Here is an 11,600-nt window from a genome sequence, read left to right on the forward strand (position 1 = left end):
CGGTTGTAGGTGTCAACCCGGACCGCTAAGGACCGGCAAACGGCGGCGGAACCGCGGGAGAGGATTATGGCGCGGGCGAAACGGGCCACATTGAAGTCGATCGCGTCTGATCTGGGCGTCACGCACACGTCGGTGTCGAACGCCTATAACAACCCCGCGAAAGTGTCGAAGGCGCTGCGCGACCGCATCATCGCCCACGCGAGGTCGGTGAATTACGAGGGGCCGAACCCGGCGGCGCGGTCGCTGCGCACCGGGCGCTGCGGCGCAATCGGCGTGCTGTTCAACGACCAGTTGAGCTACGCCTTCACCGATCCGCACGACATCGCCTTCCTCCGTGGCATCTCGTCGGTGTGCGAGGAAGAAGGTGCGAACATCGTCCTGATCCCGCTGCAGAACAAGCGACCGGAACAACGCGACCAGCTTGCCGCGATTGTCGACGGCTTCATCCTCAACGCGCCCTATCGCAGTCACCCCACCATCCGGCAGGCGCTGGCGCGCGGATTGCCGACGGTGGTGGTCGACTTTGACGCACCCGAGCTTTCGAGCGTCCTGACCAACGATCGCGCGGCGATGCAGGCCGTGGTGGCGCATCTGCTCGCGCTCGGGCACCGGCATCTCGCCATCGTGACCTTTCCACGCGAGGAAGGCACCGGCGAGATCCGCTCGCTCGAAGACGACTTCTCGGATGAAAGCTACGTCGTGCATGAACGGATGGAGGGATGCCGCGACGCCGTGGACGCGGCCGGCGTCCCGCGCAGCGCCGTGCTGGTCTGCGAAACCACCAATTGCGAGGACGGCGGACAGCGCGCCGCCGCGTGGCTGCTACGGTGTCGGCCGGAATTAACCGCGCTGGTCTGCTTCTCCGACCGGCTGGCCTATGGCGCACTCGCGGGCGCTGCAAGCATCGGCCGGCAGGTGCCCGGCACGCTTTCGGTCACCGGCTTCGACGGCATCGATCCGCCGGGCGGCATGTCGCCGGGACAGCGGCTCACCACCGTTCGCCAGAACGCCTGCGAAAAGGGCCGGCGCGCGGCCGAAATCCTGCTGTGCCCCGACAAGGAGGGAACGACTTCAATCGCGATCGAGGCCGAGTTCGTCGTCGGCGACACCAGCGGCGCGGCACCGGAGGCGGGCAAGCAATGAGCGCCCTCACCCTTTCCGACCTTCGCAAATCCTATGGCGGCGTGGACACGATCCGCGGCATCGATCTGGAGATCGCGGACGGCGAGTTCGTCGTGCTGGTCGGCTCGTCCGGCTGCGGCAAGTCCACCGTTCTGCGCATGATCGCCGGGCTGGAGGACGTCAGCGCCGGGACCATCCGCATTGGCGACCGCGACGTCACCCGCGTTCCCGCGGCGTCGCGCGGGGTCGCGATGGTGTTCCAGTCCTACGCGCTCTATCCACACATGACGGTGCGCGAGAACCTCAGCTTCGGCCTCCGCAACATGCGCACGCCGCGTGACGAGATCGCGCGACAAGTCGCCCATGCGGCAGCGATCCTCGAACTCGACGCGCTGCTCGATCGCCTGCCTGCGCAACTATCGGGGGGGCAGCGACAGCGCGTCGCGATCGGCCGCGCGATCGTCCGCGAGCCCGCGCTGTTCCTGTTCGACGAACCGCTGTCGAACCTCGACGCCGACCTGCGCGTCCGGATGCGGCATGAACTCGCCAGTCTGCACAAGCGGCTGGGCGCCACCATGATCTACGTCACCCACGATCAGGTGGAGGCGATGACGTTGGCCGACAGGCTGGTCGTGCTGGATCGCGGCCAAATCGCGCAGGTGGGCACGCCGCTCGACGTCTATCATCACCCGGCGAACGTCTTCACCGCCGGCTTCATCGGCAGCCCGCGCATCAACCTGCTCGACGCCACCGTACTGAGCAAAGACGGCGCCGAAGCGCTGATCGAACTGACGGGCGGGACGCGCTTCGTGGCGGCGGCGGACAGGGTTGCGGCGGGCGACCGGCTGACGGTCGGCCTGCGACCCGAACATCTCGGCCTGACGGCCAATGCCGGGTGGATCGCGCTTGAGTTGCGCGCCGATGCGGTCGAGGCGCTGGGTCATTCGACCTTCGTCTACGGCACGATCCCGGGCGCGGGCGAGTTTCGCGCCAAGTTCGACGGACACCATGCGGTCGCGGTGCCCGGCACCCTGTCGCTCTTCGCCGATCCAGCGCGCGCTTTGTTGTTCGATGGTGCCGGGAAAGCCATTGCCCGGCGGCAGGTTGATCGTTAAACAAACTTCATAATTACGTCTGACGCTCACTCAAGATGGGCCGGACAGCATATGGGAGAGGGCAGGATGGCAAAGGCTTGGTCACGCGCGTGCATGACGGCGTTGGCGACGATCTTCGTCGCGGTTGGTACGAGCGGCGCGCTGGCGCAGGAGCGTCGCGCCGGGCCGGAAGACGCCCGGATCAAGGATCAACCAGCCGCGGCGGACCAGACCGAGCCCGCAACGCTATCGACTGACGCAGGTGCCGAGGACATCGTCGTTACCGGTCTGCGCGAAAGTCTTCGCCGCGCGACCGACATCAAGCGCGCCGCCCCCAACATCGTCGACTCGATCGTTGCCGATGACATCGGAAAGCTGCCCGACCAGAACATCGCCGAGGCCATTCAGCGCATTCCCGGCGTCACCATCTCGCGCGACAATGGCGAGGGTCAGTTCATCACCGTCCGTGGTCTGGGTCCGGCGTTCAGCACCGCGCTGTACAACGGCCGCGTGCTGGCGACCGAGAACCAGGGGCGCGAATTCTCCTTCGACATCCTGCCTGCCGAGCTGATCAACCGGGTCGACGTATCGAAGACGCCGACCGCGGCGCAATTCGAGGGCGGCATCGCCTCCACGGTGGACATGTACACCGCGCGGCCATTCGACTTTGGCAAGACCCGCGCGGTGCTGTCCGTGCAGGGCAATTACGACAAGCTGCGCGGTCAGGTGTCGCCACAGGCGTCGGGGCTGTTCAGCACGACCTTCGCCGACGACACGTTCGGCGTGCTGGCCGCCTTCTCCTATCTCGATCGCAAGATCGCCGGGCAGCGCATCTTCACGGACGGGTGGGAGGCGAACCAGAGCCTCGATCTCAACAAGGATGGCCGGAACGAATTCACCGGCGTGTCGCTGCCGACCTATGTCGAATATGGCGTCAACAGCACCTCGCGCAAGCGGTTCTCCGGGATCGGCACGCTCCAGTGGCGCCCGTCCAGCACATTGCTGCTGACGGTCGACGGGCTATATTCGAAACTCGACGTCAACGACGACAACAAGGTGTTCTTCGTCTATGGCGGTCCGGGCGACATCACCGCCGCGACGGTCGACGCGAACAACACCATCACCAGCTACACCGGGATTGCGTCCGGCCCGTTCATCACCAACCAAATCCGCCCGCGTCTCGCGCAGACCTATCAGGTCGGCGGCAATCTGGAGTGGAAGCCCGGCAACGGGTTCTCGGGGTTCGTCGACGTGTCGTGGTCGCGCGCATCCGATGACACCGGCGGCAATCAGGCGTGGTTTGAATCGAACCTGTCCGGCGCCAATTACTCGCCCGCCGCGACGCAGTTCAGCCTCAGCTCGAAGGGGCTGCCGGTCTACAGCAATCTCGGCGATTTCACCGACACGTCGAACGCGCGTCTGGGCTACATCACCTACGAGGGGGTGAGCGTCGACGACGAAATCTTTCAGGTCAACACGCAGGCCAAATACGAAAGCGCGGGCGGCCTGCTGCGCGGCGTCAGCGCCGGCCTGAACTATTCGGACCGGACGAAGGGGCGCGAGTCGACCAAGACGCCCGATGCGCTGCAAAGCGTCTTCGGCGGCGTCCGCGTCCCGCAGAATCTGTTCGGCAAGTCGGCCGATGCGCGTGACTTCCTCGGCATCGACATGTTCCCCAATGGCTTCCCCGCCTATGCCGCGGGCGACGTCGCAGCCTATCTGTTGACCGATGCCGCCATCAACCAGACGCGCGATCCCACCGTGACCCGCGCCGCGCTGGCGGCGAACGGCGGCACGCTCGACGTCGTGCTGGTGCCCAGCAACAGCGGCACCGCGCGGGAAAAGACGATCAGCGCCTTTGTCCAGGGGTCGTTCGGCGGCGAGCTGGGCTCGCGCAACTGGTCGGGCAATGTCGGGCTGCGCTGGACCAGAACCAACGTCACCTCGACCGGCTTCGGGCAGGAAATCCTCAGCATCGACCAGCCGGGCCCGGGGCTCGATCCGGTCGTCAACCTCTCGCCGGCGCAGCCGCTGGAGGAAAAGGGCAATTACGGCCAGTTCCTGCCCAGCGCGAATGCCAAGATCGACGTCGTTCAGGACGTCATCTTCCAGGCGGCGGTGGCGCGGACGCTGACGCGCCCGACGCTCAGCGACCTGCTGCTCATCCGCAACATCAACCCGCGTCCGCGCGAGCGCGCCATCACCGATGGCAACCCCGGGCTGTTGCCGCTGATCGGCTGGAACTATGACGTCGCGCTGACCTGGTACATCGATCGCGCCAGCTATTTGAGTGTCGCCGGGTTCCAGAAGGACCTGCGGAACCTGACGGAGTCGGTCACCACCAATATCCAGATCCTCGGGCTGGATTTCCGGCGTACACGGCCGGAAAACATCGGCAACGACCGCATCCGGGGCGTGGAATTCTCCGGCCAGTACACGTTCAGCGGCCTGCCCGCGCCGTTCGACGGCCTGGGCGTACAGGGCAATGCCAGCCTCGTCGGCGAAGAGGGCAACACCTACAACGTGGTCGGCTTCTACGAAAAGGGGCCGCTGCAGATGCGGCTCGCCTACAATTACCGCGGTTCGTACGAGTTGACCGAGCGCGGCAATCGCGGACAACCGGTTAATGTCGCGGCCTATGGCATTGCGGATGCGAGCATCAATTATGCGCTGACCCCCAACGTGACGCTGTTTGCGCAGGGGCTGAATATCTTCAACGAGAAGACCTTTAACTACTCCGTCTTCTCTGAACGGGTCATCACCTACGAGACATACGGCCCGCGCTATGCGCTTGGTGTCCGGGCCACTTTCTAGGTGCCCGGCAGGCGAGACTTGGATCAAGGTTAGTATCGCCCCCCCGCTGCGCTAGCTTGTGCGCCGGGGGCATGGGGCGCGTCGTGCAAGCCGTCCAGCCGCATGCCGCGCCGCCATCAGGACTTGCGCTTAGGAGCGAATGCCAGGCGTCTTGCGTGCGGCACCGAGCGCGGCTTAGCGAGGCGACGTTCTACGGGTGGCACAGGAAGTATGCGGGGCTTACGTCGTCGGAGATGCGGCGCGACATCGACGTAGAAGCTGTGAACGGCCAGATGCTGCGGGGTGGCGACGGTCAGGAAATAGCGCGGATCGTCACCCTGCAATTCCTCCAAAAATGCGGTAGCGAGCGTGCCGGTCACCCGGCCCTCGGCCTTTAGAAGCTCCTTGCCCCGGATCGCTGCCATGCCGATCGCCTGCGTCGCATCGCCGGCGCGCGCGAGGCCGGGCAGCCCCTCGTAGGCGGGCAAGTCGAGCCGCGGATCGATAGCGCAACGTTCTGCGGTTAAGCGTCATGCCAAGCAGCGAGACGCGGCATGGGTGACGACGGCCTCCCTCAGCAGCATGATGAGCCCTCCTGCCCTGTCGAACGACCCGGGCGATCGGCGACGCTTGGGTCGCGCTTCGCTACGCCAGACTGTTGCCGTATCCGATGACGATGGTGGCACCGACCAGCAGGGCGATGCCTGCCCATACGGTGGCTTGCACCGCACGCGGCGTGCCGCGCCATTCGCGGAACGCAAATCCCCACAGCGTGCCAAAGATGATGATCGACGCCATGTGCAGCGTCCACGACGAGAAGCCGAGCCGGCCCATCTGGCTCTCGCCCATCGTGTAGAAGAAGAACTGGAAGTACCACAAAGTCCCGCCCAGCCCGGCGAGCAGGTAGTTGCGCGCGAGCGCCGGGCGCTCAGCCGTCGCGGCGCCGGCCCGCCCGAGCCATTGCCCGGCCGAGTGATGCCGCACGATCAGCGCCGCGCACCAGAGCGCGTTCGTAAGCAGACCGCCGAACATGACGAGGCACAACACCGGCAGCCCCGTCCACAGCGGCCCCGTTCCCGCCGCCGCGGACAGCGCCCTGACAGGCTCACCCGCGAACAGCCCGAACGCGAAGCACGATGACATGATGCCCGAGAAGATTGCCACGCCGACGCCCTTGCGGAAGTCGAACTCCGCCACCGCATCCGCCGTTTCCGAGCCACCCGGCGCGGCATTCTTTCGCGCGCCCGCCGCCGCGACCACGACGATCCCCGCGAGCGTCACCAACAGCCCGCCCAGAATGACCCGCCCGCTGGTCGTGTCGAGCAACTTCGCAGAGAACTCGCCCTGAACGATCGGCGGAATGAGCGTCCCGAAGACGGTGCATAGCCCCAGCACCACCGCCATCCCCAGCGACAGCCCCAGATAACGCATCGTCAGCCCATAGGTCAGCCCGCCGAAGCCCCAGAGCGCCCCGAACAGAACGCACAGCCCCGCGGTGTGCGCAGGCACCTGGGCCAGCACGCCGGTCAGGTCGTGCGTCATCACCCCCGCGAACAGCCACGGCGCGACCAGCCACGAGAACAGCCCGCCGGTCAGCCACAGCACTTCCCAGTTCCAGCCGCGCACGCCGCGATAGGGGACGTAGAAGCTGGCCGAAGACAGCCCGCCCAGCCAATGGTAGAAGACGCCGATCAGGGGATTGGGCATCGGGGTGCTCCGGGTTCAGATGATGGTATCGAGCCGCGGACCCAGCCCAAGGCGATAGAGACGATCGGCATTGCGGCCCCACATCGCGCGCCGCTCGTCCTCCGAAAAGGCAGCGGTCGCAGCGGCGAGTACGTCCAGACAGCGGTCGAAGGGCGCGAACAATGTGTCGGTCGGCGTGTCGCTCGCGATCAGGCAGCGCGCCGGGCCGAACAGGTCGATCGCCTCCGCCAGCAGCGGGCGCACCAGCGTGTCGGTCCAGTGGCGATCGACGAAGCCAAGCCCCGACAGCTTGATCGCGACGTTCGGCAAGGCGGCCAGCCGCCGCACGCCCGCGCGCCACTGCGCCAGCCCGTCCGGGTCAGACAGCACCGGCATCCCGAGATGGTTGAGGACGACCGTCACGTCCGGGTGCCGTGCGATCAGCGTGGCCAGTCCGGGCATCTGACCGGGATAACATTGCAGGTCGAACGACAGCCCGTGCCGCGCCAGCCGCGCGAACCCCGCCTGCCACGCGGGCGATTGCGTCAGGTCGTGCGGCTGATAGCTGCGCCGCGGATCGGGGTGCCAGTTGACGATCTGCCGGATGCCGCGCACGTGCGGATGCGCGGCCTGTGCCTCCAGCAGCCGCTCGATCTGCGGATCGTCGAGCGGCGCGAAGGCGACGATCGCGGTCGGCAGCCCGTCCGCGTCGGTGACCGCCTCCAGCCACCGGGTTTCGTCGAGCGCCTGCGCCGGGTCGGCGCCGGCATCGACATGCACCGCGCCCACCATGTTCCACCGCGCCGCCTGCGCCCGGTAATCGGCGATCGTGAAGGTCCGCGCGATGGCCGCGACGCTGCCGTTCGGCCCGTCGTCGGCGAACGGCGGCATCAGCCACGAATAGCGCAGCCGCTCGAGATCCCAGAGATGGATATGCGCATCGACGAACGGCACGCGCGCCGCGGCCTCTCCGCCGCGCGGCGCGCCTGCCGTCGAATGCGAGGGCTCGCGCATCAGTAGGTCGTTCGCCCGCCCGAGGTGTCAAACGTCGCGGCGGTGGTGAAGCTGCACTCCGTCGAGGCCATGAAGCACACCATCGCCGCCGATTCGGTGACCTCGCCGAGCCGACCCATCGGGATCTTGCCCTTCATATAATCGACCTGGCTCTGCGGCAGCTGCGCGAGGATCGGGCTTTCGAAGGTCGCCGGGGTCAGCGCGTTAACGATGATCCCCTTCTCCGCGACCTCCTTGCCCAGCGACTTGGTGAAGCCGAGCACCCCCGCCTTCGACGCCGAATAGGCCGAGGCGAACGGATTGCCCTCCTTGCCGGCGACCGAGGCAATGTTGACGATCCGGCCGTAGCCGTTCGCCAGCATGTACGGCACGATCGCGCGACAGCAATAGAACAGGCCGTTCAGGTTGACCTCGATCACGCGCTGCCAGCTGTCGAGCGGATAGGATTCAACCGGGGCGGTCGCGCCGGTGATCCCCGCCGAACAGATGAGGATATCCACCTTCCCCAGCAGCGCGGCGCTTTCCTGCGCCGCGGCGGCGACGGCGCCTGCGTCCGCGACGTCGATCGCGCAGGTGCCCGCCGCGCCGATCGCCGCGGCCGCTTCGGCCAGCGCCTCCTCCTCGCGATCCCACAGGCAGACGCGCCCGCCCTCGCGCACGATCCGTTCGGCGGTGGCGTGGCCCAGCCCCGACGCACCCCCGGTGACGATCGCCGCCCGCCCGTCGAACCGCCCGGTGAATCCGGTCATCCCAGCCTCGCGCGGTCGAACGCGACGACCTGCTGGCGCTGCGCACCCAAGCCGTCGATCGCCAGTTCCATGACGTCGCCGGGCTTCAGGAAGATCTTCTCGGGCTTCTTGCCCTCGCCCACCCCCGGCGGCGTGCCGGTGATCAGGAGATCGCCGGGCAGCAGCGTGACGAAGCGGCTTACATAGGCGATCAGCTCGGCGACGCCGAAGATCATCGTGCGCGTGTTGCCGGTCTGCATCCGCGTGCCGTTCACGTCGAGCTGCATGTCGAGCGCCTGCGGATTGCCGATCTCGTCGGGCGTCACCAGCCACGGGCCGACCGGGCAGAAGGTATCGTGGCCCTTGCCCTTCGACCATTGCGTGCCGCGCTCCTTCTGGTTGAAGCGTTCCGACACGTCGTTGGCGAGCACGTAGCCCGCGACATGATCGAGCGCGTCGGCTTCCGCGACATAGCGGCACGTTTGCCCGATCACGACGCCCAGCTCGACCTCCCAGTCGCCGTGCGTCGCGCCCTCGGGCAGCATCACGTCGTCATTGGGGCCGGAGAGGCTGGTGACCGCCTTCATGAACATCATCGGCTCGGTCGGGATCGGCAGGTTCGATTCGATCGCATGGTCGCGATAGTTGAGCCCGATCGCGACAATCTTGCCGACGCCCGCCACCGGCACGCCATAGCGCGCGCCCTCGGGTGCGAGCGGCAGCGTCTCGGGATCGATCGTGGCGAGTTGTGCGAGCCGGTCGACGGTCAGGTCCGGCACCTGCGCGGACAGGTCGCGCACGCGGCCCTGTGCGTCGATCACGCCGGGCTGTTCGGCGCCCTTCGCGCCGAAACGACAGAATTTCATCGGCAAGTCCTCAATGGGTATAGGGACGGTGAAGCGGAACGTCGGGATTCAGGTCGACCCCGAAGCCGGGGCGATCGAGCGCCGACGCACGGATGCGGCCGTTCACCGGCACCGGCTCGCCCAGCAGTTGCGGCGCGAACATCGGCACCACTTCGGTCGGCCCGGGATGCATCATCAGGAATTCGGCGAACGGCGAATTGTGGCGCGTCACCACGAAATGATAGCTGTACACCGACGAGCCGTGCGGAATGACCATCGCACCGCGCGTGTCGGCATAGTTCGCGATCTTGATGAGTTCGGTGATGCCGCCGCACCAGCCGACATCGGGCTGGATGATGTCGCAACATTCCATGTCGAGCAGCATCCGGAAGCCCCAGCGCGTCGCCTCATGCTCGCCGGTCGTCACCAGCAAGCCGCGCGGCGCATTCTTCTTCAGCTGTGCATAGCCCCAGTAATCGTCGGGGCTCAGCGCCTCCTCGATCCACTTCAGCCCGCATTCGTCCCACGCACGCTGCGCCAGTCGCGTCGCATAATCGACGTCCAGGCTCATCCAGCAATCGTACATCAGCCAGAAATCGTCGCCGCACTTGCCGCGCATGTCGGCGAGCAAGGCGATGTTCTTCTCCAGACCCTCCAGCCCCTCGGCCGGACCGTGGTGGAGCGGCAGCTTGCCACCGATGAAGCCCAGCTCGCGCGCGATGTCCGGCCGCGCGCCGGTCGCATAGAATTGCAGCTCGTCGCGCACCGCGCCGCCGAGCAAATGGCACACCGGCTCGCCGCGCAACTTGCCCAGCAGATCCCACAGCGCGAGGTCGACGCCGGAAATCGCATTGATGACCAGCCCCTTGCGCCCGTAATATTGCGTCGAAAAATACATCTGGTCCCACATCTTCTCGACCTCGACCGGGTCGCGCCCCTCGAGGAAGCGCGCGAGATGCTTCTCGACGATATAGCAGGCCGGCTCGCCGCCGGTCGTCACCGCGAAGCCGACCGTGCCGTCCTCCGCCTCGATCTCCACCACCAACGTGCCGAGCACGTTGATGCCGAACGAACGCCGCGACTGGCGATATTCGGGATAGCGGCTCATCGGAGTCGCGATATGATCGTCGATCCAGTGCGCGCCCTGCTGATCGTGATAGTCCGCGCCTCCGCCTGACGCGGTGAATGCGCGGACGTGCTTGATCTTCGACAGTCCCATCGCCCACCCTCCCCGATCAACAACACCGGGCCCGCGCCCTAGATTGTTTTGCCACATGATGAATTTGCTGCTTATAAAATGGAAATGATCTCGTCAATCGAACCGCGCCGAATTGCCATGGAGCCGCGGGGACCCGCGGAACACGCGACAGGGGGATGGAATATGTTGCTGGAAGGAAAACGCGTTCTGATCACAGGCGGATCGCGCGGGATCGGGCGTGCGGCCGCCATCGAAGCCGCCCGTCAGGGTGCCGATGTGGCGATCAACCACTTCGACGATCACGTGCACGCCGACTCGGTCGTTGCGACGATCCGCGATCTGGGCCGACAGGCGGTTGCCGTCGAGGGCGATGTCGCCGCGCCCGCAAGCGCCACCGCGTTCGTCACCGGCGCGGCCGAGGCGTTGGGTGGCGTCGACGTCTTCGTCAGCAACGCCGGCATCTGCCCCTTTCACGCCTTCCTCGACATGCCCGCAGAAATGCTCGAACGCACGCTGCGCGTGAACCTGCATGGCGCCTTCTATATGGTGCAGGCCGCCGCCAACCAGATGGTCCGCCAAGGCAACGGCGGCGCGATCGTCGCAGTGTCGTCGATCTCGGCGCTGGTCGGCGGCGAGTATCAGACGCACTATACGCCCACCAAGGCGGGGGTGCACTCGCTGATGCAATCGGCGGCGATCGCGCTGGGGCGGCACGGCATCCGTTGCAACTCGGTGCTGCCGGGCACGATCCTCACCGACATCAACAAGGACGACCTGTCCGATCCCGATAAGCGGGAGCGGATGGCGAGCCGCATCCCGCTCGGCCGGCTCGGCGAGCCCGAAGACCTTGCCGGCCCGATCGTCTTTCTGGCGTCCGACCTCGCGCGCTACGTCACCGGCGCGGCGCTGCTGGTGGACGGTGGCGCCTTCGTCAATCTGCAATGAGCGAGCCGGTGGCGACGCGGAGTACCTCGCCGCCGCCGCCTTCATCAGTCCGCTGCGTTGCTATACTTGATTTGACTGGCCGACGGGCAGCGCGACAAACTCGGGCCTTGAGCGGTCCTGAGATCCGGCGGTCTGCCCAAAGCTCGACCCTGCGCTAACGACACCCCGAAAACCG

At 66.5% G+C, this 11,600-nt stretch carries 10 protein-coding genes; 4 read left to right on the top strand and 6 right to left on the bottom strand.

The genetic code is table 11. The features are described 5' to 3' along the window. Positions 1–66: 66 nt before the first annotated feature. The 3 genes from SPHPH_RS0108115 to SPHPH_RS0108125 all read left to right on the top strand — a co-directional run bounded on the left by SPHPH_RS0108115 (position 67) and on the right by SPHPH_RS0108125 (position 5,030). On the top strand, positions 67–1,143 hold the full coding sequence (locus SPHPH_RS0108115; protein ID WP_028966256.1) for a LacI family DNA-binding transcriptional regulator: 1,077 nt from the start codon (positions 67–69) through the stop codon (positions 1,141–1,143). Then, positions 1,140–2,237 (top strand): ABC transporter ATP-binding protein, encoded by a 1,098-nt coding sequence (locus tag SPHPH_RS0108120; protein ID WP_028966257.1) that lies wholly within the window; start codon positions 1,140–1,142, stop codon positions 2,235–2,237. Before SPHPH_RS0108115 ends, SPHPH_RS0108120 begins: the two co-directional genes overlap by 4 nt. Positions 2,238–2,330: 93 nt before the next feature. Then, entirely contained in the window at positions 2,331–5,030 is a 2,700-nt protein-coding gene (locus SPHPH_RS0108125) for a TonB-dependent receptor (RefSeq protein ID WP_028966258.1), read from the top strand. A 116-nt stretch (positions 5,031–5,146) separates the two neighbouring features. Here the strand turns inward: SPHPH_RS0108125 and SPHPH_RS21085 are convergent, their stop codons facing one another. From SPHPH_RS21085 to rhmD, 6 genes are all read right to left on the bottom strand, one after another. Then, the gene (locus SPHPH_RS21085) at positions 5,147–5,497 is read right to left on the bottom strand and encodes a hypothetical protein (protein WP_156025896.1); all 351 of its coding nucleotides are present in this window, start codon (positions 5,495–5,497) and stop codon (positions 5,147–5,149) included. A gap of 157 nt (positions 5,498–5,654) precedes the next feature. Then, positions 5,655–6,716: an L-rhamnose/proton symporter RhaT gene (gene rhaT / locus SPHPH_RS0108135; protein WP_028966259.1), complete on the bottom strand. Its 1,062-nt coding sequence runs from the start codon at positions 6,714–6,716 to the stop codon at positions 5,655–5,657. Positions 6,717–6,731: 15 nt separating this feature from the next. After that, positions 6,732–7,709 carry an amidohydrolase family protein gene (locus tag SPHPH_RS0108140; RefSeq protein WP_051272904.1) on the bottom strand — a complete coding sequence of 326 codons (978 nt, stop codon included), beginning with the start codon at positions 7,707–7,709 and terminating at the stop codon, positions 6,732–6,734. Continuing rightward, on the bottom strand, positions 7,709–8,458 hold the full coding sequence (locus SPHPH_RS0108145) for an SDR family NAD(P)-dependent oxidoreductase (protein WP_028966261.1): 750 nt from the start codon (positions 8,456–8,458) through the stop codon (positions 7,709–7,711). Before SPHPH_RS0108145 ends, SPHPH_RS0108140 begins: the two co-directional genes overlap by 1 nt. Beyond that, entirely contained in the window at positions 8,455–9,303 is an 849-nt protein-coding gene (locus SPHPH_RS0108150; protein WP_028966262.1) for a 2,4-didehydro-3-deoxy-L-rhamnonate hydrolase, read from the bottom strand. The genes SPHPH_RS0108145 and SPHPH_RS0108150 overlap by 4 nt, the downstream gene beginning before the upstream one ends. Before the next feature lie 10 nt (positions 9,304–9,313). Then, complete coding sequence (gene rhmD / locus SPHPH_RS0108155; protein ID WP_028966263.1) at positions 9,314–10,501, bottom strand: L-rhamnonate dehydratase; 1,188 nt, start codon at positions 10,499–10,501, stop codon at positions 9,314–9,316. A gap of 162 nt (positions 10,502–10,663) precedes the next feature. Here rhmD and SPHPH_RS0108160 point away from each other — a divergent pair, with 162 nt between their 5' ends. Beyond that, entirely contained in the window at positions 10,664–11,425 is a 762-nt protein-coding gene (locus SPHPH_RS0108160; protein ID WP_028966264.1) for an L-rhamnose 1-dehydrogenase Lra1, read from the top strand. Positions 11,426–11,600: the final 175 nt, after the last annotated feature.

Source organism: Sphingomonas phyllosphaerae FA2 (genome assembly GCF_000427645.1).
GTDB classification, from domain to species: domain Bacteria; phylum Pseudomonadota; class Alphaproteobacteria; order Sphingomonadales; family Sphingomonadaceae; genus Sphingomonas; species Sphingomonas phyllosphaerae.

Bases quoted from the DNA above. Each gene is read 5' to 3' on its own strand.
- rhmD (WP_028966263.1), bottom strand. From the start codon at position 10,501: ATGGGACTGTCGAAGATCAAGCACGTCCGCGCATTCACCGCGTCAGGC.
- SPHPH_RS0108160 (WP_028966264.1), top strand. From the start codon at position 10,664: ATGTTGCTGGAAGGAAAACGCGTTCTGATCACAGGCGGATCGCGCGGG.
- SPHPH_RS0108140 (WP_051272904.1), bottom strand. From the start codon at position 7,709: ATGCGCGAGCCCTCGCATTCGACGGCAGGCGCGCCGCGCGGCGGAGAG.
- SPHPH_RS0108115 (WP_028966256.1), top strand. From the start codon at position 67: ATGGCGCGGGCGAAACGGGCCACATTGAAGTCGATCGCGTCTGATCTG.
- rhaT (WP_028966259.1), bottom strand. From the start codon at position 6,716: ATGCCCAATCCCCTGATCGGCGTCTTCTACCATTGGCTGGGCGGGCTG.
- SPHPH_RS0108120 (WP_028966257.1), top strand. From the start codon at position 1,140: ATGAGCGCCCTCACCCTTTCCGACCTTCGCAAATCCTATGGCGGCGTG.
- SPHPH_RS0108145 (WP_028966261.1), bottom strand. From the start codon at position 8,458: ATGACCGGATTCACCGGGCGGTTCGACGGGCGGGCGGCGATCGTCACC.
- SPHPH_RS0108150 (WP_028966262.1), bottom strand. From the start codon at position 9,303: ATGAAATTCTGTCGTTTCGGCGCGAAGGGCGCCGAACAGCCCGGCGTG.
- SPHPH_RS0108125 (WP_028966258.1), top strand. From the start codon at position 2,331: ATGACGGCGTTGGCGACGATCTTCGTCGCGGTTGGTACGAGCGGCGCG.